This is a genomic window from Roseivivax halotolerans (genome assembly GCF_900115815.1).
GTDB lineage: Bacteria > Pseudomonadota > Alphaproteobacteria > Rhodobacterales > Rhodobacteraceae > Roseivivax > Roseivivax halotolerans.
Genome location: NZ_FOXV01000004.1, coordinates 17,105 through 40,193, shown reverse-complemented (window position 1 = coordinate 40,193; position 23,089 = coordinate 17,105). Strand labels below are relative to the sequence as shown.

General features: G+C 65.6%; 21 protein-coding genes. 19 read left to right on the top strand and 2 right to left on the bottom strand.

Annotated features, from left to right (window positions below; genetic code table 11):
• Positions 1–5: 5 nt before the first annotated feature.
• A complete protein-coding gene (gene thrS / locus BM171_RS07135) occupies positions 6–1,958 on the bottom strand; it encodes a threonine--tRNA ligase (RefSeq protein WP_093010161.1) in 1,953 nt (650 codons plus the stop codon).
• A gap of 137 nt (positions 1,959–2,095) precedes the next feature.
• Between thrS and BM171_RS07130 the strand changes: the two genes are divergently transcribed.
• The 19 genes from BM171_RS07130 (at position 2,096) to BM171_RS07040 (ending at position 22,712) form a co-directional block, all read left to right on the top strand.
• Positions 2,096–3,355 (top strand): MFS transporter, encoded by a 1,260-nt coding sequence (locus tag BM171_RS07130; RefSeq protein ID WP_093010160.1) that lies wholly within the window; start codon positions 2,096–2,098, stop codon positions 3,353–3,355.
• A gap of 66 nt (positions 3,356–3,421) precedes the next feature.
• Positions 3,422–4,174, top strand: a complete 753-nt coding sequence (locus tag BM171_RS07125; RefSeq protein ID WP_093010159.1) for an alpha/beta fold hydrolase — start codon at positions 3,422–3,424, stop codon at positions 4,172–4,174.
• Positions 4,171–5,154 carry an alpha/beta hydrolase gene (locus BM171_RS07120; protein ID WP_093010158.1) on the top strand — a complete coding sequence of 328 codons (984 nt, stop codon included), beginning with the start codon at positions 4,171–4,173 and terminating at the stop codon, positions 5,152–5,154. Before BM171_RS07125 ends, BM171_RS07120 begins: the two co-directional genes overlap by 4 nt.
• A 45-nt stretch (positions 5,155–5,199) precedes the next feature.
• Positions 5,200–6,162, top strand: a complete 963-nt coding sequence (locus BM171_RS07115) for a nuclear transport factor 2 family protein (protein ID WP_093010157.1) — start codon at positions 5,200–5,202, stop codon at positions 6,160–6,162.
• Between the two features lie 86 nt (positions 6,163–6,248).
• Entirely contained in the window at positions 6,249–6,776 is a 528-nt protein-coding gene (locus tag BM171_RS07110; protein ID WP_093010156.1) for a redoxin domain-containing protein, read from the top strand.
• A gap of 132 nt (positions 6,777–6,908) precedes the next feature.
• Complete coding sequence (gene ftsW, locus BM171_RS07105; protein WP_093010155.1) at positions 6,909–8,075, top strand: putative lipid II flippase FtsW; 1,167 nt, start codon at positions 6,909–6,911, stop codon at positions 8,073–8,075.
• A gap of 33 nt (positions 8,076–8,108) precedes the next feature.
• A complete protein-coding gene (locus BM171_RS07100; protein ID WP_093010154.1) occupies positions 8,109–9,212 on the top strand; it encodes a UDP-N-acetylglucosamine--N-acetylmuramyl-(pentapeptide) pyrophosphoryl-undecaprenol N-acetylglucosamine transferase in 1,104 nt (367 codons plus the stop codon).
• Between the two features lie 4 nt (positions 9,213–9,216).
• Entirely contained in the window at positions 9,217–10,620 is a 1,404-nt protein-coding gene (gene murC / locus BM171_RS07095; protein ID WP_093010153.1) for a UDP-N-acetylmuramate--L-alanine ligase, read from the top strand.
• A 3-nt stretch (positions 10,621–10,623) separates the two neighbouring features.
• A complete protein-coding gene (locus tag BM171_RS07090) occupies positions 10,624–10,878 on the top strand; it encodes a DUF2484 family protein (protein WP_093010152.1) in 255 nt (84 codons plus the stop codon).
• A complete protein-coding gene (locus BM171_RS07085; protein ID WP_093010151.1) occupies positions 10,875–11,129 on the top strand; it encodes a DUF2484 family protein in 255 nt (84 codons plus the stop codon). Before BM171_RS07090 ends, BM171_RS07085 begins: the two co-directional genes overlap by 4 nt.
• 53 nt (positions 11,130–11,182) lie before the next feature.
• Entirely contained in the window at positions 11,183–12,103 is a 921-nt protein-coding gene (gene murB, locus BM171_RS07080; RefSeq protein WP_093010150.1) for a UDP-N-acetylmuramate dehydrogenase, read from the top strand.
• 95 nt (positions 12,104–12,198) lie between these two features.
• Entirely contained in the window at positions 12,199–13,110 is a 912-nt protein-coding gene (locus BM171_RS07075; protein WP_175497510.1) for a D-alanine--D-alanine ligase, read from the top strand.
• Positions 13,098–13,964: a cell division protein FtsQ/DivIB gene (locus BM171_RS07070; protein ID WP_093010148.1), complete on the top strand. Its 867-nt coding sequence runs from the start codon at positions 13,098–13,100 to the stop codon at positions 13,962–13,964. Before BM171_RS07075 ends, BM171_RS07070 begins: the two co-directional genes overlap by 13 nt.
• Before the next feature lie 4 nt (positions 13,965–13,968).
• Complete coding sequence (ftsA, locus tag BM171_RS07065; RefSeq protein ID WP_093010147.1) at positions 13,969–15,303, top strand: cell division protein FtsA; 1,335 nt, start codon at positions 13,969–13,971, stop codon at positions 15,301–15,303.
• Between the two features lie 173 nt (positions 15,304–15,476).
• Positions 15,477–17,126 carry a cell division protein FtsZ gene (ftsZ, locus tag BM171_RS07060; RefSeq protein WP_093010146.1) on the top strand — a complete coding sequence of 550 codons (1,650 nt, stop codon included), beginning with the start codon at positions 15,477–15,479 and terminating at the stop codon, positions 17,124–17,126.
• Between the two features lie 231 nt (positions 17,127–17,357).
• Entirely contained in the window at positions 17,358–18,278 is a 921-nt protein-coding gene (gene lpxC / locus BM171_RS07055) for a UDP-3-O-acyl-N-acetylglucosamine deacetylase (protein WP_093010145.1), read from the top strand.
• 120 nt (positions 18,279–18,398) lie between these two features.
• Entirely contained in the window at positions 18,399–19,280 is an 882-nt protein-coding gene (locus tag BM171_RS07050; RefSeq protein ID WP_245760202.1) for an outer membrane protein assembly factor BamD, read from the top strand.
• Between the two features lie 30 nt (positions 19,281–19,310).
• Positions 19,311–20,957: a DNA repair protein RecN gene (gene recN / locus BM171_RS07045; protein WP_093010144.1), complete on the top strand. Its 1,647-nt coding sequence runs from the start codon at positions 19,311–19,313 to the stop codon at positions 20,955–20,957.
• A gap of 141 nt (positions 20,958–21,098) precedes the next feature.
• The gene (locus BM171_RS07040) at positions 21,099–22,712 is read left to right on the top strand and encodes a chloride channel protein (protein WP_175497509.1); all 1,614 of its coding nucleotides are present in this window, start codon (positions 21,099–21,101) and stop codon (positions 22,710–22,712) included.
• 13 nt (positions 22,713–22,725) lie between these two features.
• On the opposite strand, the gene BM171_RS07035 is transcribed toward BM171_RS07040, so the two are convergent.
• Positions 22,726–23,070, bottom strand: coding sequence for a DUF427 domain-containing protein (locus BM171_RS07035; RefSeq protein WP_093010142.1), 345 nt, complete (start codon positions 23,068–23,070; stop codon positions 22,726–22,728).
• Positions 23,071–23,089: the final 19 nt, after the last annotated feature.

Genomic DNA, 23,089 nt, shown 5'->3' with positions numbered 1-23,089 from the left:
TCACGTCAGCCCGCCCGAAGATCCGGCGGCGTGGCCTCGGTCTCCAGCTCGCCGCAAATCTCGTCGAGTGCCGCGACCGAGGTCTGTTTCTCGCCGAGCCGGCGCACGGTCACCGTGCGCTCCTCGACCTCGCGGTGTCCGATGGCAAGGATCACCGGAACCTTGCCGACGGAATGTTCGCGCACCTTGTAATTGATCTTCTCGTTGCGAAGATCGGTCTCTGCCCGCACACCGGCGGCCGTGAGCTTCTCCGCGACCTCGCGGCAATACTCATCCGCTTCCGAGGTGATGGAGGCCACGACCACCTGACGCGGCGCCAGCCAGAAGGGCAGCTTGCCGGCATGTTCTTCGATCAGGATGCCGATGAAGCGCTCGAACGAGCCCAGGACCGCGCGGTGCAGCATCACGGGGCGATGCTTTGCGCCGTCTGCCCCGATGAAGGTCGCCTGAAGCCGCTCGGGCAGGTTCGGGTCGACCTGCAGCGTGCCGCATTGCCAATCCCGCCCGATCGCATCCGTCAGCGTGAACTCGAGCTTCGGGCCGTAGAATGCACCTTCGCCCTCCAGCACTTCGAACTCGTAGCCCGCCGCGCGGCAGGCATCGCCGAGAGCCTTTTCCACCCGGTCCCAACTTTCGTCAGAGCCGATCCGCTTTTCGGGCCGCGTCGAGAGCTTGATGGTCCAGTCGTGGAACCCGAGATCCGCGTATATGCGCGACAGGAAAGCGATGAAGGTCGCGGTCTCGCTTTCGATCTGGTCTTCGGAGCAGAAGATGTGGCCGTCATCCTGGGTGAAGCCGCGCACGCGCATGATGCCATGCAAAGCGCCCGAGGGCTCGTAGCGCGCGCAAGAGCCGAACTCCGCCATGCGGAAGGGAAGGTCGCGGTAGGATTTCAGACCCTGGTTGAAGATCTGCACGTGGCAGGGGCAGTTCATCGGTTTCAGCGCGTTGATCGCTTTCTCGCGGGCATGGTCCTCGTCGACCTCCACGATGAACATGTTCTCCTGGTACTTGTCCCAATGCCCCGAAGCTTCCCAGAGCTTGCGGTCCACGACCTGCGGCGTGTTGACCTCCTGGTAGCCGCCCGCGCGCTGGCGGCGGCGGATGTAATCCTGCAGCGTGGTGTAGATCGTCCAGCCGCTCGGGTGCCAGAAGACCTGGCCCGGCGCCTCTTCCTGCATGTGGTAGAGGTTCATTTCGCGGCCGAGTTTGCGGTGATCGCGCTTGGCGGCCTCCTCGAGCATCGTCAGGTGCGCCTTCAGCGCGTCCTTGGATTTGAAGGCGACGCCATAAATACGCTGGAGCATCGCGCGCGAGCTGTCACCGCGCCAATAAGCGCCCGCGACGGACATCAGCTTGAAGGCATCGGCGGGCACCTGGCCGGTGTGCTGCAGGTGCGGACCGCGGCAGAGATCCTGCCATTCGCCATGCCAGTACATCCGCAAAGGCTCGTCGCCCGGGATCGCCTCGATCAGCTCGACCTTGTAGGGCTCGCCGGACGCCTCGTAATGCGCGATGGCGCGGTCCCGCTCCCAGACCTCGGTGCGGACGGGATCGCGCGCGGCGATGATCTCGCGCATGCGCTTCTCGATCAGCCCCAGATCCTCGGGCGTGAACGGTTCGGCGCGGTCGAAGTCGTAATACCAGCCGTTGTCGATCACCGGGCCGATCGTGACCTTCACGTCGGGCCAGATCTCCTGCACGGCCCGCGCCATGATATGCGCCAGGTCGTGCCGGACGAGCTCCAGCGCGGGCCCGTCCTCGTTCATGGTGTTGATGGCGATGGCGGCATCGCGGTCGATGGGCCATTGCAGGTCCCAATGGGCACCGTCCACCTGCGCGGAGATCGCCTTCTTCTCCAGAGATTTAGAGATCGACGCGGCCACTTCGGCAGGGGTCACCCCTGCGTCGAAAGCGCGCGCATTGCCATCGGGAAAGGTCAGGGAAATCTGGGCCATCGGCCTTGCTCTTCGTCGGTTTGGCGCCCACGGAACGCCCGGTTGCGGGTTCATATGTCGTGGCGGGGTTCTGAGACGGCGGGAACCCGCTGTCAAGCGCTCGCGTTCAGGCATGTCGCACAAGAGACGGGGAACGCATGGCAAATCTGACGGAACCGGATGTCACCGAGATCTACGGCACGCTGACGGACGACGATGGCGAGGCCACTGCACGCGAGGCGCGCAACGGGCTGCGCCACATGCTGTCGCTGTCGATGACAAAGGTGGCGGACGGGCTTCTGTCTCCGAAACTGGTGCTTGCCTATATCATGCAATCCATCGGCGCGCCGGCGATGCTGACAGGTGTGCTCGTGCCGATCCGCGAGGCCGGGGCGCTGCTGCCCCAGATCCTGCTGGCCGGACCCGTCGAGGCGACGCGCCACCGCAAATGGTTCTGGGTCGCGGGCTGCCTCGGGCAAGCGGTCGGCGCAGGGGGGATCGCGCTGTCGGCGCTGACGCTCGAAGGCTGGGCCGGAGGGATTGCAATCTGCGCGCTTCTCGCGCTCCTCGCCGTCTCCCGTGCCGCCTGCTCGGTGAGCTACAAGGACATTCTCGGCAAGACCGTCGGCAAGACCCGGCGCGGCGCGATCAAGGGCGTCGCGGGTTCGGCAGCTTCCGCGGCGGTGCTTCTCTTCGCGCTCCTTTTGCTGTCGGGCCTCATGCAGGAGGTCACGCCGCTTGCCATCGCGGTCGGTATCGCCGCGGCGCTCTGGCTGGTTGCGGCGGCGCTGTTCTCGCGGCTCGAGGAGAAACCCTCGGAGCCGCAGGAACGGGACGGGCTGAACCTTGCCCCCTTGAGGGAAGACAAGCAGTTCCGCCGGTTCATCGCCGCGCGCGGCGCGCTCACCACCACCGCGCTCGCGCCACCTTACCTCGTCCTTCTCGATGACAGCGACAGCGCGCTGCAGAAACTCGGCGCGCTGCTTCTGGCGTCGGCGGCGGCCGGCTTCGTGTCATCCTTCGTCTGGGGGCGCCTGTCGGACCGATCCTCGCGCAAGGTCTTGATCCTCGCCGGGCTCGCCGGGGCGCTGTCGATGGCAGCCGCCGTGATCGCCGCGCTCGCGGGCTGGACCGCGGCGATCTGGGTGACGCCGCTCATCCTCTTCGTGTTGCAGATCGCCTACCAGGGCGTGCGGGTCGGGCGCTCGACCTATCTCGTCGACATGGCGCCCGAGGATCAACGGTCGTCCTACGCCGCGCTCGCCAATACCGCGATCGGGATCCTTCTGTTGATCGTTGGTGCAATTGGCGGCGCGCTGGCCGCGCTCGGTCCTGTCGCGGCCCTTGCGGGCTTTGCGATCCTGTCGGCGCTGGGCGCGATGATCGCGATCGGTCTTGCAGAAGTGGAGCGGGGCTGAGCCAGATCGGCACTGGCCTCTTTTCAACGATCCGGGCATCTTCGGCACGAAACGGTCGGAGGCGACATGAGCGAAATCAAAACGATGGACGGGCCGGGCGGCACGCGACTTGCCTATGCGAAAACGGACGGCATCGGGCCGACGGTCGTGTTCCTGTCAGGCTACAAATCGGACATGGAAGGCACGAAGGCCGTTCATCTCGAGGCATGGGCCAAGGCCGAAGGCCGCGCCTTCCTGCGGCTCGATTATTCCGGCCACGGCCAGTCGGGCGGCGTGTTCGAAGAGGGCACGATCGGGCAATGGGCCGCGGATGCCGAGGCGGTGATCCGCCATGCCGCGCCGGGGCCCGTGTTGCTGGTCGGCTCGTCGATGGGCGGCTGGATCGCCTCGATCCTGACAAGGCGGCTCGGCAGCATCGTGGGCTTCGTCGGCATCGCCGCGGCGCCCGATTTCACCGAAGACGGGTTCTGGGCAGGCTTTTCCGAAGACGAGCGTCGGACCATCATGGAAGACGGGCAGATCGCCCTGCCGTCGGATTACGGCGATCCCTATATCGTCACGCGGGCCCTGATCGAGGATGGGCGGGAACATCTCGTCCTGCGTTCGGCGCTGCCGATGCTTTATCCGGTCCGGCTTTTGCAGGGCACCGAAGATGCGGCCGTCAAGCGCGAGACAGCGCTGGCGCTGCTTGACTATATCGACGGGCCGGATGTGCGGCTGAGCTTCGTGAAAGGGGCCGATCACCGCTTTTCCGAGCCGGACAACCTTGCCCTGATCGAAGCCGCGATTGTCGACTGCCTCGCGCGGTCCGCGGCATGAGATGGCTCGCGGGGCTTGCCCTTCTCTTGCTCGTCGGGGTGGGCATCACGTTGCGGCTTGCGCCGGAGGAGCCGACGAGCCTCGAGGCCTCCTTCGATCCCGCGCGTCTGGAGGGCGGTGTCGATGAATATCTCGCATCGCAGGAAGCACGCGTGCCCGGTATCGTGGAGGGAACGCAAAAGCGCGTAATCTGGGCAGGCGCATCGGGCGAGACAACCGACTGGGCAGTGGTCTATGTCCACGGCTTTTCCGCCTCTTCCGAAGAGACGCGGCCCATGCCCGACCTCGTGGCCGAAGCGCTAGGCGCCAACCTCTTCTTCACGCGTCTCGCCGGTCACGGACGTGATGGGTCGGCGATGGACGACGCGACGATGACGGACTGGATGGCCGACATGGCCGAGGCGATGGCGGTCGGCCGCGCGATCGGAGAGCGCGTCCTGGTCATCGGCACGTCGACGGGCGCGACACTCGCAACGCTTGCCGCAGCCGATCCCGCACTGGCCGAGGGCCTCGCCGGGATCGCGATGATCAGCCCCAACTTCCAGGTGAAAAACCCCGCCTCGGTGATCCTGACATGGCCCGGTGCGCGCAGTTGGGCGCCGGTCCTCGCCGGAGAGGAGCGGGCCTTTTTGCCTGCGAACGAAGCGCAGGCGCGCTACTGGACAACGCGCTATCCCACGACCGCGCTCCTGCCGATGGCCGAGACAGTGAAAGCGGCGCGCGGGCTCGATCACGGCGCGCTCGATGTCCCGGCTTTCTTCATTCTGTCCGATCTCGACCAGGTTGTGGACCAGAGCATCTCGCGTGAAGTCGAAGCGAATTGGGGCGGGCCCACGGAGATGTGGGTCGTGCCCGAAGGCGTGACCGAAGCGATGAACCACGTCCTTGCGGGGGACATCCTGTCGCCGGAGATGACAAGCCCGGTCGCTGAGCGGATTGCCGATTGGGCGCGATCCTTGCCGGGATTAAGCCCGGATTAACCACGCGCGCATAGCTTTGCGACAGGCAAGGCAAGAGGGCGCGCGGTGAAGGACTGGACGGCAGGACAAGGCGATCTCGCGGACACGCTTCGGCGCATCGTTCCGGGCATTTGGGGCGCCGCGGATTTCGGGGCACTCTACGAGACGCATCTGCATCGGGACGCCATCTTTCGCGGGGCTGATCACGTTCTGCAGGGCCGCGTGGCCATCGCGACCGCGGCATTGCAGCCCATCGCGTCCTTTCCCGGCCGACGCCTCATCGTGGAAGATAGCGCTGCCGCTGCCGCGCCGGGCGGCACCGAGGTCGGGGCGGTGCGCCTCATCGCCGACGGACACTATGCCGGGCAGGGCCTGTTCGGACCGACTGCCGCGCGCCCCGTACGCTACCGCGTCCTGATGGAGGCTGCCTCGAAAGGCGGGCGCATCGGGGAAATCTGGCGTTTGCGCGACAGCGAAGCGGTCTTTGCCGCGCTGGGTCTCGATCCCGAAACATGGGCGGCGGCGCGTCTGGGCTGGGATGACCGCGACACCGCGCCGTTCCGTCCGGCCATCGACGAGCCAGGTGCCTATACCGGGCGGGGGCCGGACGATGGCTGGGCCCAGGCTTGGGCGGATCTTCTCGACCGCGCGATGGAAGGGGATTTTGGTCTCTTCGCCATGCAAGTCGATCCCGGTGCCGAGATCGTGCTGCCGGGCGCGCGACAGACCTTTGGTCCCGAGGGCACGCGCGAATTCTGGCTCGGCCTGCGCGCGGCCTTTCCCTCGGCGCGTTTCGAGGTGCAGCACCGCTTCGGATCGGAAAGTCCGCTTCTGTCACCGCGCGCCTATCTGCGCTGGTCCCTCGCCGGTCGGCATGACGGGCCCGGCCTTTTCGGTGCGCCGAGCGGGGCCGAGGTCCATATCATGGGCATGAGCCAGGCTGAGTTCGACCCGGAAGGTCTTCGGCGGGAATGGAGCCTTATCGACACCGGCGCGATCTGGATGCAGATCAAGGCGCAGACCGGATAGGCCGGCGCACATGGCCTGTGCCGGAACCGAAAGGGGCCCCAGGGCGCTTCAGCGTGAAATGGACACTACTACGCAGGAGCCATCCCATGTCCCGCATCACCCCCGGAACCCCGCTTCCCGAGATCCGCGTCGCCATGCTCGCGGGCGAAGACCGCACGCTCGGCGTGCCCGCGAACGGTCATGATTGGCAGCTGATCGTCGTCTATCGTGGCCTGCACTGCCCGATTTGCAAATCCTACCTCAAGGAGCTCGACGAGCTCTCCCCGCGCTTCGAGGAACTTGGCCTGGACGTCATCGCGATCTCTGCCGACAGCGCCATGCAGGCGCGGGCCTTCGCGGACGAGACAGGCGTCTCGGTTCCGCTCGGGCACAGCTTGAACGTGGGCGATATGGAGGCGCTGGGCCTCTACGTCTCCGATCCGCGCAGCCCGGAGGAGACGGATCACCCCTTCGCCGAGCCTGCGCTCTTCGTGGTGAACGGCGATGGCCACCTGCAGATCGTCGATATCTCGAACGCGCCCTTCGCGCGTCCCGACCTTCAGAAACTCGCGAAGGGCATCGGCTTCATCCGCGAGAAGGATTACCCGACCCGCGGCACGCGCAAGGCCGCCTGACGGTCAACTTTACGGGCGGGCGCTTCGCCGTGACCCTTTAATAAAACTGGCGCAACCGCCCGAATTTGTCTAAGCTCTTCATCGAGACCCGGAAAACCGGGCGTTTGAGGCAGAAATTCGGGCGGTTTTTCCATGACCGAGATGGTATATGGCACGGTACCGGTGCGCGACAGCGAGCCGATCCTGCCGAAATGGTGGCGGACGATCGACAAGTGGTCGCTGTCCTGCATACTGATCCTGTTCGCGATCGGCATCCTTCTGGGCCTTGCCGCGTCTCCGCCTCTGGCAGAGCGTAACGGGTTCGCACCCTTCCACTACGTGCAGCGGCAGGCGGTCTTCGGCGGAGCGGCGCTGATCGCGATGTTCGCGACCTCGCTGATGGCACCCTCCACGATCCGGCGTCTCGCGGTGGTGGGCTTTGTCCTTTCCTTCATCGCGCTGGCGCTGCTGCCGTTCTTCGGAACGGATTTCGGCAAGGGCGCGATGCGCTGGTACAGCCTCGGTTTCGCGAGCCTCCAGCCGTCCGAGTTCCTCAAGCCGACATTCATGATCGCGGCGGCGTGGCTCATCGCGGCAAGCCAGGAGATCGGCGGGCCTCCGGGGAGGGCCTGGTCCTTCGCGCTGGCGCTGGCGATCGTGCTCATGCTCGCCATGCAGCCAGATTTCGGACAAGCTTGCCTTGTCCTTTTCGGCTGGGGCGTGATGTATTTCGTCGGCGGCGCGCCGATGGTGCTGCTGCTCACCCTGGCAGGGCTGGTGATCCTCGCGGGGACTGTCGCCTACAACAATTCGGAGCACTTCGCGCGCCGGATCGACGGTTTCCTGAGCCCGGAGATCGACCCCACGACGCAGATCGGCTACGCGACGAATGCCATCCAGGAGGGCGGCTTCTTCGGGGTCGGCGTCGGTGAGGGGCAGGTGAAATGGTCGCTGCCCGACGCGCATACCGACTTCATCATCGCCGTCGCCGCCGAGGAATATGGCCTCGTCCTTGTTCTCCTGATTATCTGCCTTTATGCGCTCGTCGTCGTCCGGTCGCTGGCGCGGTTGATGAAGGAGCGCGACCCCTTCATCCGGCTCGCCGGGACGGGGCTGGCCTGCATGTTCGGCGTGCAGGCCATGATCAACATGGGCGTGGCGGTGCGTCTTCTGCCGGCCAAGGGCATGACGCTGCCCTTCGTGAGCTACGGCGGCTCCTCGCTGATCGCGATGGGGATCGCCGTGGGGATGCTTCTCGCCTTCACCCGAACCCGGCCGCAGGGCGAGATCGGCGATATCCTGCGAGGCCGGTTGCGCTAGTCCGGAAACCCGGACCTTGGAAGGAGCGAGGAAATGAGCAAGGCGGATCGACCCCTTCTCGTGATCGCGGCAGGCGGCACAGGCGGGCACATGTTCCCCGCCCAGAGCCTCGCCGAAGTCATGCTCCGGCGCGGCTGGCGCGTGAAGCTGTCCACCGACGCGCGGGGCGCGCGCTATACCGGCGGCTTTCCCCATTCGGTCGAGATCGAGGAAGTCTCTTCGGCTACTTTCGCGCGGGGCGGGATCGCCTCCAAGGCGCTCGTGCCGTTCCGCGTCTCGGGCGGCGTCATGGCGCAGGCCGCAAGGATGATGCGTGACCGGCCGAGCGTGGTTGTCGGATTTGGCGGCTATCCCTCGATCCCGGCGCTCGGTGCCGCGACGCTTCTGCGGCTGCCGCGCATGATACACGAACAGAACGGCGTTCTCGGACGGGTGAACGAGCTTTTCGCCAAGCGCGTCAATGCTGTCGCCTGCGGGACCTGGCCGACCGAGCTGCCCGACGGCGTCGAGGGCATTCACACGGGCAATCCTGTGCGTATGGCCGTCTACGAGCGGCAGGGCGCGGGCTATATCCCGCCCGGCGATTACCCGATGTCGCTTCTTGTGATCGGCGGCAGTCAGGGCGCGCGCGTCCTGTCGGATGTGGTGCCGCCCGCCATCGCGGAGCTGCCGATGGAGATGCTGGCGCAGCTTCGGATCAGTCACCAGGCGCGTCACGAGGACGGTGCGCGCGTCGCGGAATTCTATGCTGAGAACGGCATAGATGCCGATGTGCAGCCCTTCTTCCACGACATTCCCGCCCGGATGAGCGAGGCGCAGCTGGTGATTTCGCGCTCGGGCGCATCGTCCGTCGCGGATCTGAGCGTGATCGGCCGGCCCGCGATCCTCGTGCCCTTCGCTGCGGCGACGGGCGATCATCAGACCGCGAATGCGCGCGGCCTCACCGAAGCTGGCGCGGCGATCCGCATTCCCGAAAGCAAGCTCACCGTCGAGGCCATGCGCGACGCGATACTGAGCGTGCTTCAGAATTCTCAAGGCGCCGCGCAGATGGCGCAGGCGGCGCTCAGCGTCAGCAAGCCCGACGCCGCCGAAGAACTCGCCCAGCTCGTCGAAGCGCTGGCAGACAAGGACAGGTAATTCCATGAACGCAGCCGCCGCCACCAAATTGCCGACCGACGTCGGGCCAATCCATTTCACCGGGATCGGCGGGATCGGCATGTCGGGGATCGCGGAAGTTCTTCTGAACCTTGGCTATTCCGTGCAGGGCTCGGACCTCAAGCGGTCGAAGATCACCGACCGGCTCGAGAGCCTGGGCGCGCGGATCTTCGAGGGGCAGAGCGCGGAGAACCTGAACGATGCCGAGGTCGTGGTGATCTCCTCGGCGATCAAGCCGGGCAATCCCGAGCTCGACGCCGCGCGCCTTGCGGGCCTGCCCGTCGTGCGCCGTGCCGAGATGCTGGCCGAGCTGATGCGCCTCAAATCGAATATCGCCGTGGCTGGAACGCACGGCAAGACGACGACGACGACGCTCGTCGCCGAGCTTCTGGTCGCGGGCGGCATCGACCCCACGGTCATCAATGGCGGTATCATCCATGCGTATGGCTCGAACGCCCGGATGGGGCAGGGCGAGTGGATGGTGGTCGAAGCCGACGAGAGCGACGGCACCTTCAATCGCCTGCCCGCGACCATCGCCATCGTCACCAATATCGACCCCGAGCATATGGAGCATTGGGGCGATTTCGACCGGCTGAAACAGGGGTTCACGGATTTCGTCTCGAACATCCCGTTCTACGGGCTCGCGGTCTGCTGCACCGATCATGAAGAAGTCCAGCGCCTTGTCGGCCGGATCACCGACCGGCGCGTCGTGACCTACGGGTTCAACACGCAGGCCGATGTGCGCGCGGTTAACCTGCGTTACGAGGCGGGCATCGCCCAGTTCGACATCGCGCTTCAGGCCGAGGGGCTGACGATCGAAGGCTGCTCCCTGCCAATGCCCGGCGATCATAACGTGTCGAACGCGCTCTCTGCGGTCGCGGTGGCGCGCCATCTCGGCATGAAGACCGAAGAGATCCGCGCCGCGCTCGCGTCCTTCGGCGGGGTCAACCGCCGTTTCACCCGCGTCGGTGAGGTTGGCGGCGTGACGATCATCGACGATTACGGCCATCACCCGGTCGAGATACAGGCGGTGCTGAAGGCCGCACGGCAAGCGACAACGGGACGCGTGATCGCTGTCCATCAGCCGCACCGCTATTCGCGACTCTCCAGCCTCTTCGACGATTTCTGCGGGTGCTTCAACGATGCCGATGTCGTCGCCATCGCTGACGTCTACGCCGCCGGAGAAGACCCGATCCCCGGTGCGTCGCGCGATGATCTCGTGGCGGGGCTGATCCGGCACGGGCACCGCAACGCGCAAGGCATCACGAGCGAGGACGATCTTGCCGATCTCGTTCGCGCCCATGCCGGGCCCGGCGACATGGTGGTCTGCCTGGGTGCGGGCACGATCAGCGCATGGGCCAACGGCTTGCCAAAACGGCTTGGAGGCTAGGGGATGGCCCCGGCGCTCCTCGCCCTTTGCGTTTGGGTGCTGGTCGCGGCCGTGACCGCCTTCCTGCCGATGCGGCGGCAATATATGCCGGGGATTGCGCTCCTGATCGCGGCGCCGATCCTGATGATCTGGATCGGCCTTTCGGTCGGCTGGGTCTGGGCCGCGCTCGGCACGGCGGCGTTCCTGTCGATGTTCCGAAATCCGCTGCGCTACTTCTGGGCTCGCGCCCGGGGAGAAAGACCGGAGATCCCGAAATGACGACCTCCCTGATCCTCGCGCTCATTTGGGCGTTGACGGCGAATATCCTCGCGATGATCCCCTCTCGCGACAACCACTGGACCCGCGCCTACCTGCTGATCGCGGTCGGCATCCCGCTTCTGGGCTATGTCACCTACGAAAACGGCCCCTGGATTGGCCTTTTCGCCCTTGCGGCGGGCGCAAGCGTGCTGCGCTGGCCGGTGCGATATCTTCTGCGCTGGGTCCGGGGGCGGTTCGGCGCTGGCGCTTGAGGGGGGCAGGGACCCCCTTGCTCTTTGCCCCACATATCCTGCATGAGCGCCCCATGACCGACCTTCCCACACCGAGGGGCAAGCTGACCCCGAACCGGCCGCTTTCAGACCTCACCTGGCTGCGCGTCGGCGGGCCTGCGGATTGGTTTTTCCAGCCGGCCGACCGCGAGGATCTTGCGGACTTCCTGCGCGATCTCGATCAGGGCGTGCCTGTCTTCCCGATGGGCGTCGGCTCGAACCTCATCGTTCGAGACGGAGGGCTGCGCGCGGTCGTGATCCGGCTCGGGCGCGGGTTCAACGGCACGGAGATCGAGGGAACCCGTGTGCGTGCGGGCGCAGGCGCGCTCGATGCGCAGGTCGCCAAGAAAGCCGCTGCGGCGGGCGTCGATCTGACCTTCCTGCGTACTATCCCCGGCGCGATCGGTGGAGCGGTGCGGATGAATGCGGGCTGCTACGGCTCTTACGTGGCCGATCACCTGATCGAGGTCACGGCGGTGACGCGGGATGGCAAGGTCGTGACGATCCCCAAGGACGATCTCGACCTGCAATACCGCCAGAGCGCGCTGCCAGAAGGCTGGGTGATCGTCGAGGCGCTGTTCGAAGGCGCGGCGGGCGATCCCGAGGCGCTCGAGGCCAAGATGGCCGACCAGCTTGCCAGGCGCGATGCGAGCCAGCCGACGAAAGAGCGCACCGCGGGCTCCACTTTCCGCAACCCGGCGGGATTTTCCTCGACCGGCAAGGCGGATGACATCCAGGATCTGAAGGCCTGGAAGGTCATCGACGATGCGGGCATGCGTGGCGCGCGGCTCGGCGGCGCGCAGATGAGCGAGAAGCATTCGAACTTCCTGTTGAACGCGGGCGATGCCACCGCGGCCGACCTCGAAAGACTCGGAGAAGATGTACGAAAAAAGGTTTTCCAAAACAGCGGAATAGAGCTAGTATGGGAAATCATGCGCGTGGGTGATCCCGCGTAGCCTGACAGAGGGCGCAAAGCCCCGCAAAAGACGCAACGCCAGGCAGGTTGCGACACAAAAATGGGGCGAAGCCCCGACAAAGAGGCAGTTTCGGGATGTCGAGCAGGACAACCCCGAAAGTGGCGGTGATCATGGGCGGGCCCTCGTCAGAGCGCGAGGTTTCACTCAGTTCCGGCAGGGAATGCGCCGCCGCTTTGCGGACAGAGGGATTCGAGGTGGTCGAAGTCGATGCGGGCTCCGACCTCGTTTCACGTCTGGCCGAGATTTCCCCCGATGTCGTCTTCAACGCCCTCCACGGCCGATGGGGCGAGGATGGCTGCGTGCAGGGTCTGCTGGAATGGCAGGGTTGGGCCTACACCCATTCGGGCGTCCTGGCCTCGGCTCTCGCGATGGACAAGGAGCGCACCAAGGACGTGTACCGTGCCGCCGGTTTGCCGGTCGCCGACAGCATTCTGGTGACGACCGACGCCGTCGCCAAGAGCCATGTCATGCCGCCTCCTTACGTGGTGAAGCCCTATAACGAAGGCTCGTCGGTCGGGATCTACCTCGTGCATGAGGGTGACGCGCCGCCGGTGGTGGCAAGCGACATGCCGACCCTCGTCATGGTCGAAGCCTTCATTCCCGGCCGCGAGCTGACCACGACCGTCATGGGCGACCGCGCTCTTGGCGTGACCGAGATCGTCACCGACGGCTGGTACGATTACGACGCGAAATACGCCCCCGGCGGCTCGCGCCACGTTTGCCCCGCCGAGCTTCCCGAAGAGATTACGGCCGCCTGCCTCCACTACGCGCTCCGCGCTCATGAGGCACTGGGCTGCCGGGGCGTCACCCGCACGGATTTCCGCTGGGACGACGCGCTGGGGCTCGACGGGCTCAAGCTTCTCGAGACGAACACCCAGCCCGGCATGACCCCGACCTCGCTGTCGCCCGAACACGCGGCTCTGATCGGCATGAGCTTCGGCCAGTTCTGCGCCTGGATGGTGGAGGACGCCTCATGTCTCAGATGACAAGGTTCGATCCGGCGCCGTCGCGACTGAAGTATCGCATCGACCGCATGATGCTGACACCGGTCTACCGGCTGCTTTTGCGGATCGGTCTGCCCTTCGCGCTGACCTTCGGCGCGGCGACGTGGTGGTTCTCGGTCGAAGGTAACCGCGAGGCGGTGCTGCTCGCTATCTCCGATGCCCGCGCGGCGGTGGAGCAGCGGCCCGAATTCATGGTCAAGCTCATGGCCATCGACGGCGCGTCAGACGGCGTGGCGGAAGACATTCGCGAGATCGTGCCGCTGGATTTCCCGGTGAGCTCCTTCGATCTCGAGCTTGACACGATGCGCGAGGCGATCACCGGGCTCGACGCGGTGAAGAACGCGACCCTCTTCGTGCGCCAGGGCGGCATCCTTCAGATCGACGTGATCGAGCGCGAGCCCGTGGTCCTCTGGCGCAATCCCAAAGGGCTGGAATTGCTCGACCGCGACGGCGTGATGACCGGCCCGGTGGAACGGCGCGCCGACCATCCGAATTTGCCGGTGATCGCGGGGACAGGCGCGGATGTGCATGTGCGCCAGGCGCTTCGGCTTCTCTCCGCGGCGGGACCTCTCGGCGACCGGATCCGCGGTCTGGAGCGGATCGGCGAGCGGCGCTGGGATGTCGTGCTTGACCGTGGTCAGCGCATCCTGCTGCCGGAAGATGGCCCTGTCCGTGCGTTGGAACGGGCGATCGCGATGGACCAGGCGGTGGACATGCTGGGGCGTGATGTCGTTGCAGTCGACCTGCGGCTCGCTGAGCGGCCGACGATACGGCTCAGCCAATACGCGCTGGAGGAACTCCGGCGGATCAGAGAAATTGAGGTAGGGGACAGATAAGACCATGATCGAGCTGTATGAATCCCAGCGAGCAATGCGGAACATGCGCCGGGCCGCGATGCAGCGAGGCGTCATCGCGATCCTCGATGTCGGCTCGTCCAAGATCGCCTGCCTGATCCTGCGCTTCGATGGCACCGAGCGGGATTTCGACAGCGACGGGATCGGATCTCTCGCCGGGCAGTCGGGCTTCCGGGTGATCGGCGCGGCGACAACGCGCTCGCGCGGGGTGCGCTTCGGCGAGATCGCCTCGATGGGCGAGACCGAGCGTGCGATCCGGACCGCAGTGCAGGCCGCACAGAAGATGGCGCAGATCCGGGTCGATCACGTGATCGCCTGCCTTTCGGGGGCCGATCCGCGCTCCTACGGCCTGGCGGGGCAGGTGGAGCTCGAGGGCACCCAAGTCAGCGAGCAGGATGTCGCGCGGGTTCTGTCCGCATGCGATGTGCCCGATTTCGGCGACGGACGCGAAGTTCTGCACGCCCAGCCCGTGAACTTCGCGCTCGATCATCGCTCGGGCCTCTCCGACCCGCGCGGGCAGATCGGCCAGGAACTTGCGACCGACATGCATATGCTGACCGTCGACGCGATGGCGATCCAGAACCTCGCTCATTGCGTGAAGCGCTGCGACCTGGAGCTCGCGGGCCTGGCGTCTTCGGCCTATACGAGCGGGATCTCGGCGCTTGTCGAGGACGAGCAAGAACTCGGCGCGGCCTGCATCGACATGGGCGGCGGCTCGACCGGGATCTCGGTCTTCATGAAGAAACACATGATTTACGCCGATGCGGTTCGCATGGGCGGCGATCACGTCACCTCCGACATTTCGATGGGCCTGCAGGTTCCGATGGCGACGGCGGAGCGGATCAAGACATTCTACGGTGGCGTGGTGGCGACCGGTATGGACGACCGCGAGATGATCGAAATCGGCGGAGAGACCGGCGATTGGGAACATGACAGGCGCACGGTCAGCCGCGCCGAACTCATCGGCATCATGCGACCGCGCGTCGAAGAGATCCTCGAGGAGGCGCGCGTGCGCCTCGACGTGGCGGGCTTTGATCATCTGCCTTCCCAGCAGATCGTGCTGACAGGCGCTGGCAGCCAGATCCCCGGTCTTGACGGGCTCGCGTCCAAGATCCTCGGCCAACAAGTGCGCCTCGGTCGCCCGATGCGGGTGCATGGCCTGCCGCAGGCCGCGACCGGCCCCGGCTTCTCGAGCGCGGTGGGTCTCTGCCTCTTCGCCGCGCATCCCCAGGATGAATGGTGGGACTTCGAAATCCCGGTGGAGCGACTGCCCGCGCGGTCTTTCCAGCGGGCCGTGAAATGGTTCCGGGATAACTGGTGAACGCAAGATGTCGCGAAATCGGCGAAATACCGCAGATGGAGGAGCATTTTCTTCCATATTTGGTGTGATTTTCGTGTTTTTCGCGTGACGAAAGCCGCTGCCATCGATAATACTTGGGGGAAATAGGCGAAAAAGGGCTGGAAATCGGCCCACAACAAGCAGGCGGATTAGCGATGACTCTGAACCTTACCGTGCCCGGGCACGACGAGCTCAAGCCGCGCATCACCGTGTTCGGTGTGGGCGGTGCAGGCGGGAACGCTGTAAACAACATGATCGACAAGTCGCTGGATGGCTGCGACTTCGTGGTGGCGAACACCGATGCCCAAGCCCTCAGCCAGAGCCGGGCGCAGGCCACGATCCAGCTCGGTGTGAAGGTGACCGAAGGTCTCGGTGCCGGGGCGCGTGCCACCGTGGGCGCGGCTGCCGCCGAAGAAAGCATAGAGCAGATCGTCGATCATCTCGCGGGCGCGCATATGTGCTTCATCACCGCCGGCATGGGCGGCGGCACGGGCACCGGCGCGGCTCCGATCATCGCTCAGGCAGCGCGTGAACTTGGCGTTCTAACCGTCGGTGTCGTCACGAAACCTTTCCAGTTCGAGGGCGGCAAGCGGATGCGCCAGGCCGAGGACGGCGTCGAGGCGCTGCAGAAGGTCGTCGACACGCTGATCATCATCCCGAACCAGAACCTCTTCCGCCTCGCCAATGAGCGCACGACCTTCACCGAGGCCTTCTCGATGGCCGACGACGTGCTCTACCAGGGCGTGAAAGGCGTGACCGACCTTATGGTCCGTCCGGGCCTCATCAACCTCGACTTCGCGGACGTGCGCGCCGTGATGGACGAGATGGGCAAGGCCATGATGGGAACCGGCGAGGCAGATGGCGAGGATCGCGCGATCCAGGCCGCGGAGAAGGCCATCGCGAACCCGCTTCTCGACGAGATCAGCCTGCGCGGTGCCAAGGGCGTGCTCATCAACATCACTGGCGGTCACGATCTGACGCTGTTCGAGCTCGACGAGGCCGCGAACCGCATCCGCGAAGAAGTCGACCCGGACGCGAACATCATCGTCGGCTCGACGCTCGACGATAACCTCGAGGGCGTGATGCGCGTCAGCGTTGTCGCCACCGGCATCGACGTGACCGAGGTCGCCGAGACCCCGGTGCCGCGCCGCAAGCTCTCCGAGCCGCTGAAGCAGGCTGTCGAGGTCGAGGAAAGTGCACCTGCCGCCGCACCGGCTCCGGCCGCGGCGCCTGCCGCAGCGCGCGTCTCACACGACACCTACGAGGACGAAGAGCCCTCGCTGTTCTCTGATTTCGACAGCCAGAGCGCTGCCGCAGAGGACGAGATGGAGCATGTCTTCGAAGAGCAGCCCGCCGCCCGTCAGGACGATGACGGTCTGCCGCCGCCGGCCTACCAGCCGCGTGTCGCAGAGTTCCAGCCGCAGGCGGACGCGGTCGAGCAGAACCCCGAAGCCTATGTCGCGCCCCGCTCCGGAGAGCCGGGACGCCCGTCGCCCGACACGCTGGCCCGCCTTCAGGCCGCCGCCAACCGCGCGCGCTCCGAAGCGCCGGCCGGCCGCCAGGCCACGCGTCAGCCGCAGGCGGCACCGCAGCAGCGCGGCGCCGAGGCTGACCGCCCGCGCTTCGGGATCAACTCGCTCATCAACCGCATGACCGGGCACCCCTCCGAAGGGCAGGCCGCACCCGCGCGTCGCACCCAGCCGCCGGTCCAGGCGCGCCAGCCCGATCCGGTCGTCGACCACGACGAAGAAGAGGATCAGGATCGCATCGAGATCCCGGCATTTCTCCGTCGCCAGGCGAATTAAGGCCAAAAATCACTCACGACGAGCTGAAATGCCCTCGGTATTCCGGGGGCATTTTTCTATTATAAACAGGTATTTGCCAGGTTTAGGCGGTGCTTCGCCCAAGTGTTACAGCCGATGTTTCAGTCGGTTGTAATACTTGATTTGAGCGCGCGGACCACGGTCGTTAACTGATCACTCAAAGGACGGAGTGTCTCTATTCCGCCCAGATCCATCGACCGAAGGTACGACCTCTTGCAGACCACGCTCAAAGCTCCGGTAACGTTCGAAGGCCACGGCTTGCATTCCGGCCGTCCGGCCCGCGTGACCGTGCGCCCGGCCGTGGCCGAGCATGGCATCTGGTTCAAGCGCGTCGATGTGATGGTTGGCGACAACCTGATACCCGCCCTCTGGGACGCGGCGGAGCGGACGCCGCTCTGCACGCGTATCGTGAACGCGGCGGGCGTGTCGGTCTCAACGATCGAACATCTGATGGCCGCGTTGGCCGGAACGGGTATCCACAACGCGATGATCGAGATCGATGGCCCTGAGGTTCCGATCCTCGACGGCAGCGCCGCGCCCTTCGTCAAGACATTCCTTGCGCGCGGTCTTCGCACGCTGAACGCGCCGGTGCGCGCGATTGAGGTTCTGAAGCCCGTCATGGTCGAAACCGGGGCAGGCTGGGCCATGCTGGAGCCGGGCCGGGTGCCCTCGATGGCGTTCTCCATCGATTTCGAAGATGCCGCCATCGGCACGCAGAGCAAGCGGATCACGCTCGCCAATGGCAGCTTCGTGCGTGAGCTGTGTGACAGCCGCACCTTCTGCCGCCAACGCGATGTCGAAGCGATGCAGGCGCAGGGCCTCGCCTTGGGCGGCACCTACGAGAACGCGGTCGTGGTGGATGGCGACAAGGTTCTGTCTCCGGGCGGTTTGCGCCACGCGGACGAGGCCGTGCGCCACAAGATGCTCGATGCGCTTGGCGATCTCGCGCTCGCAGGCGCGCCGATCCTCGGTCACTATACGGGCGTGCGCGCCGGTCACTCCATGACGAACCTGCTGCTCGAGGCGCTGTTCACGACCGAGGGTGCGTTTCGCATGGTCGTCTGCGACAGCCTCACTCGCGCGGAACTGCCGGGCGCGGGCGTCGTCCTCGATGAGGTTCCGGCGGTCGCGTGAGCGTGTCCGGCGGTGCGATCGGGAAATGCGCGTAAGGCGTTTTGCACCGGAATTTTCTGTGCTAGGACCATCTCTGAACCGGGCGGGACGGCCCAGATCGAGGTGCGAGGGACATCGGGCATGGCAACGGGCGCTTCCATGAAATCGGCAGTGGCAGCAGGCTGTCTTGCATTGACATTGGCCGGATGCGGAGCTCTTGGAAACCTGAACATCGGCGGCGGTGGTGCCGCGGATGGTCTCGGGCCCGGAGGGCAGCCGCTTGAGAACTTCACGGCCGAGCAGATTTTCGAACGTGGCGAGTTTGAGCTTGATCGCAACCGACCCGATGACGCGGCAACGTATTTCGCGGAAGTCGAGCGGCTCTATCCCTATTCGGATTTCGCCAAGCGCGCGCTGATCATGCAGGCCTTCGCCTTCCACCAGGATCGCGATTACGAGAACAGCCGCTCGGCGGCGCAGCGCTATATCGACTTCTATCCGCTCGATGATGACGCGGCTTACGCGCAGTACCTTCTGGCGCTCAGCTATTACGACCAGATCGAGGAAGTGGGCCGCGACCAGGGGCTGACATTCCAGGCGCTGCAATCCCTGCGGACCGTGATCGAGCGCTACCCCGAGAGCGAATATGCCCGCTCGTCGATCCTGAAATTCGATCTGGCCTTCGATCACCTCGCCGGCAAGGAAATGGAAATCGGGCGCTATTACCTCAAGCGGCAGCACTACGCCGCGGCGGTCAACCGTTTCCGCGTGGTGGTCGAAGACTTCCAGACCACGACCCACACGCCCGAGGCGCTGCACCGGCTCGTCGAGGCGTATCTGTCGCTCGGCCTGACCAACGAGGCGCAGACCGCGGGCGCGATCCTCGGCTACAACTACCGCTCGACCGAATGGTACGAGGACAGCTTCGCGCTCCTGACGGGGCAGGGCCTCGAGATGCGGGCGCGCGGCGACAGCTGGCTCGCGCAGATCTATCGCCAGACTGTCAAGGGCGAGTGGTTGTAAGAGCAGCAAGGCTAGCCGATAAGCGTATCCATGCTGCGCGCGCTCGAAATCAGGGACATGCTCATCATCGACCGGCTGGAGCTCGCCTTCCAGCCGGGTCTGAACGTGCTGACCGGGGAGACCGGAGCCGGGAAATCCATCCTTCTCGATGCGCTTGGCTTTGTTCTGGGGTGGCGTGGCCGGGCTGAATTGGTGCGCGCCGGTGCAGAGCAGGGCGAGGTCGTGGCGGAGTTCGAACTTGGCGCCGACCACGCCGCAAGGGCCGTCCTAGAGGAGGCGGGGCTTCCGTCCGAGGACATGCTCATCCTTCGGCGCGTCAACACCAAGGATGGACGCAAGACCGCGTGGGTCAATGATCGCCGCTGTTCGGGCGAGGTGCTGCGACAACTCTCGGATACTTTGCTCGAACTTCACGGCCAGCACGATGACCGGGGTCTCTTGAACCCGCGCGGGCACCGGCAGCTTCTCGATCAATATGCCGGGGCTGGCGACGCGCTCGAAGCTGTCCGCAAAGCCTGGCGGGCAAGAGGGCAGGCAGCCAAGGCGCTTGAGCAAGCCGAAGCGGAACTCGCCGAAGTGCGCGCTGAGGAAGACTTCCTGCGCCACGCCGTCGACGAGCTGTCCAAGCTCGCGCCAGAGGCTGGCGAGGAAGAGGCGCTCGATACCGCGCGGCGCCGGATGCAATCGGCCGAGAAGATCCGCGAGGACATCTCGCGCGCGCACCAAGCGCTGAGCGAGGGAGCGGAAGGCGCGATGAGCGACGCCTTGCGTTGGCTCGAAGGCGCGTCGGATCGCGCGGAAGGCGGCGTGGACGCTCCGATCTCGGCGCTCGAACGCGCGATGGTCGAGCTGGGCGAAGCGGTGTCCGGCGTGGAGGCGTGTCTCGACGGATTGAATTTTGACGCCCACGAGCTCGAAGCCACGGAGGAGCGACTATTCGCGATCCGCGCGCTCGCCCGCAAACATCAGGTCGGACCGGACCAGCTTCCCGAGCTTGCCGAGACCTTGGGGGACAGGCTCGCGCGGCTCGACCGGGGCGCAGACGATGTCGAAGCCTTGCGCGCCGCGTTGAGACACGCCGAGGCGGGTTACGATACCGCCGCTTTCGCGCTGTCTGACTTGCGCAAAGGGGCCGCTAGCGGTCTCGATGCCGCGGTCACCGGAGAATTGCAGCCGCTCAAGATGGAGCGCGCGGTCTTCCACACGGAGATCACCGAGGCCGAGCCCGGTCCCGAGGGGCGCGACGCGGTGGCGTTCACCGTCGCAACGAACCCCGGCGCACCGGCGGGCCCGCTCAACAAGATCGCCTCGGGCGGCGAGCTGTCGCGCTTCCTTCTCGCTCTCAAGGTTTGCCTGACCGGCGAGGATGCCAGTCGCACAATGATCTTCGACGAGATCGATCGTGGCGTCGGCGGCGCGACGGCCGATGCGGTGGGCCGCCGTCTCAAGGCGCTGGCAGCGGGCGGGCAGGTGCTCGTCGTGACGCACTCGCCTCAGGTCGCCGCGCTTGGCGCACATCACTGGCAGGTCGCGAAACGCGTGGACGGCGAGGTGACAACCTCCACCGTGACGCCGCTGGATTCAGAGGCCCGAGAGGACGAGATCGCCCGCATGCTCGCGGGAGACACCGTGACGTCCGAGGCGCGGGCCGCGGCACGGGCATTGCTGCACGGCTGAGCGCGACCTGCTTTACCCCAGCGTGCCAAGTGCCTATGAACGCGGCAGAGTTTCCCATGGGACAAGCGGGAGATGCCCGGCGACAGCTCAATCCGGCGCGGTTTTGACTCCTTCTCCGCAAGATGCGGCAAGGGCTGGGACATGCTGCGCCACCGTGGGCCGGGACAGATCCAGTTCTGGTTCATCGCGCTTGCGATCGGCATAGCCTCCGGCTTCGCCGCGCTCGTGTTCCGCCTCGCCATTGAATGGCTGCAGACAACGCTCTACGGCACCGAAGATCCAAATACGCTGGCGAGCTTTGCCGAGACGCTGCCTTGGTACTGGATCCTGACGATCCCGATGCTCGGCGGTGCGGCGGTCGGTCTCATCGTGCATTTCTTCACGCCCGATGGCCGCGTTCGCAGCGTCGCGGACGTGATCGAGGGTGCGGCGCTCAATGACGGGCGGCTCGAGAAGAAAGCCGGGATCGCCTCGGCGCTGTCCTCCTGGATCACGCTGTCGACGGGCGGCTCGTCGGGCCGGGAAGGGCCGGTCGTGCATATCGCGGCAATGATCGCGAGCTGGGTGTCGAACCTCTTGCGGGTCGACGGCATCACCGGGCGCGATCTTCTGGGATGCGCCGTGGCGGCCGCCGTCTCCGCGAGCTTCAACGCGCCGATCGCCGGGGCACTCTTCGCGCTCGAGGTGGTTCTGCGGCATTTCGCGCTTCATGCTTTCGCGCCCATCGTGGTGGCCAGCGCCGCCGGCACTGTCATCAACCGCCTCGCGTTCGGCGATGTGACGGAGTTCCGCCTGCCGGGCACGACGACGGTGGAATTCTACCTTGAACTGCCCGCCTTCCTGATCCTCGGTCTGGTCTGCGGGCTTGTGGCGGTCGTCACCATGCGGGCGATCTTCGCGGCGGACGATCTCGGCACCGGGCTTCAGCGCCGTCTCGGCTTGCCGCATTTCCTGCGTCCTGCGGTGGCCGGGATCATGCTGGGCGCGTTGGCGATCTTCTATCCGCATATCATCGGCGTCGGGTACGAGACCACGTCCCTGGCGCTGACCGGCAATCTTCTCATGCATGAAGCCATCGTGTTCGCGATCATCAAGGTCGTGGCGCTGTCGATTACGATGGCGGGGCGCATGGGCGGGGGCGTGTTCTCCCCCTCGCTGATGATCGGCGCGCTGACGGGGCTGGCCTTCGGGCTAATCGCGACCGGGATCTTTCCGAACCAGTCGGGGGCCTCGACGCTTTATGCGCTGGCGGGCATGGGGGCGGTGACCGCAGCTGTTCTCGGCGCGCCGATCTCCACGACACTCATCGTCTTTGAACTGACCGGCGACTGGCAGACGGGCCTTGCGGTGATGGTGTCCGTGTCGCTGTCCACCGCGCTGGCGGCGCGGCTGGTGGACCGTTCGTTCTTCCTGACCCAGCTCGAGCGGCGGAACGTGCATCTCGCGGCCGGGCCGCAGGCGTATCTTCTCGCGATGTTCAGCGTCACCGGCGTGATGCGAAAGCCGACCGACTTGCACGCGGCGGACGAGGAAAGCTGTCACACGATGATCGCACAGGAGCTCTTCGTCAGCGCAGCTTCGACGCTGGAGACCGCGATGCCGCTTTTCGAGAAATCCGGCGTGGCCTTCCTGCCGGTCATCAAACGCGATGCGGAAACCGATGCGCCCATCCTGCAAGGCGCGCTGTTCCACGTCGACGCGCTCAAGGCCTATAACCGTGCCCTCGCCGCGACCGCGGCCGAAGAGCACAGTTAAAAGTTCTTCGGGCTCAGAGCTGTTCGACCGCGATGCCGTCCTGCACGTGGAAGGCAAGATAGCCCTTGATCTCGGCGACCTCGTCCTTGGGATTCTCGTAGGTCCAGACCGCATCGATATACGTCTGCGATTTCGACATGATCGAGTAGTAATTTGCGACGCCTTTCTTGGGGCAGGTCGTCGTGGTGTCGCTGCGATCGAGGAACGCCATGCCGATATCCTCGCGAGGGAAGTAGATGACGAAGGGATATCCCTCTTCGGTCAGCTCCAGCGCCTTCGAGCTTTCGCCCAGAACCGCACCGCCCGCACGGATCACCCAGGTGCCCTCCGCGGGCCGGATCGTGATATCGTTGGTCATCTCACTTCTCCCTCTGGCA

Bases quoted from the DNA above. Each gene is read 5' to 3' on its own strand.
- thrS (WP_093010161.1), bottom strand. From the start codon at position 1,958: ATGGCCCAGATTTCCCTGACCTTTCCCGATGGCAATGCGCGCGCTTTC.
- ftsW (WP_093010155.1), top strand. From the start codon at position 6,909: ATGACCGAGATGGTATATGGCACGGTACCGGTGCGCGACAGCGAGCCG.
- ftsA (WP_093010147.1), top strand. From the start codon at position 13,969: ATGATCGAGCTGTATGAATCCCAGCGAGCAATGCGGAACATGCGCCGG.
- BM171_RS07085 (WP_093010151.1), top strand. From the start codon at position 10,875: ATGACGACCTCCCTGATCCTCGCGCTCATTTGGGCGTTGACGGCGAAT.
- BM171_RS07125 (WP_093010159.1), top strand. From the start codon at position 3,422: ATGAGCGAAATCAAAACGATGGACGGGCCGGGCGGCACGCGACTTGCC.
- BM171_RS07075 (WP_175497510.1), top strand. From the start codon at position 12,199: ATGTCGAGCAGGACAACCCCGAAAGTGGCGGTGATCATGGGCGGGCCC.
- BM171_RS07035 (WP_093010142.1), bottom strand. From the start codon at position 23,070: ATGACCAACGATATCACGATCCGGCCCGCGGAGGGCACCTGGGTGATC.
- BM171_RS07040 (WP_175497509.1), top strand. From the start codon at position 21,099: ATGCTGCGCCACCGTGGGCCGGGACAGATCCAGTTCTGGTTCATCGCG.
- ftsZ (WP_093010146.1), top strand. From the start codon at position 15,477: ATGACTCTGAACCTTACCGTGCCCGGGCACGACGAGCTCAAGCCGCGC.
- murC (WP_093010153.1), top strand. From the start codon at position 9,217: ATGAACGCAGCCGCCGCCACCAAATTGCCGACCGACGTCGGGCCAATC.
- BM171_RS07090 (WP_093010152.1), top strand. From the start codon at position 10,624: ATGGCCCCGGCGCTCCTCGCCCTTTGCGTTTGGGTGCTGGTCGCGGCC.
- BM171_RS07130 (WP_093010160.1), top strand. From the start codon at position 2,096: ATGGCAAATCTGACGGAACCGGATGTCACCGAGATCTACGGCACGCTG.
- BM171_RS07070 (WP_093010148.1), top strand. From the start codon at position 13,098: ATGTCTCAGATGACAAGGTTCGATCCGGCGCCGTCGCGACTGAAGTAT.
- recN (WP_093010144.1), top strand. From the start codon at position 19,311: ATGCTGCGCGCGCTCGAAATCAGGGACATGCTCATCATCGACCGGCTG.
- murB (WP_093010150.1), top strand. From the start codon at position 11,183: ATGACCGACCTTCCCACACCGAGGGGCAAGCTGACCCCGAACCGGCCG.
- BM171_RS07110 (WP_093010156.1), top strand. From the start codon at position 6,249: ATGTCCCGCATCACCCCCGGAACCCCGCTTCCCGAGATCCGCGTCGCC.
- BM171_RS07050 (WP_245760202.1), top strand. From the start codon at position 18,399: ATGGCAACGGGCGCTTCCATGAAATCGGCAGTGGCAGCAGGCTGTCTT.
- BM171_RS07120 (WP_093010158.1), top strand. From the start codon at position 4,171: ATGAGATGGCTCGCGGGGCTTGCCCTTCTCTTGCTCGTCGGGGTGGGC.
- BM171_RS07100 (WP_093010154.1), top strand. From the start codon at position 8,109: ATGAGCAAGGCGGATCGACCCCTTCTCGTGATCGCGGCAGGCGGCACA.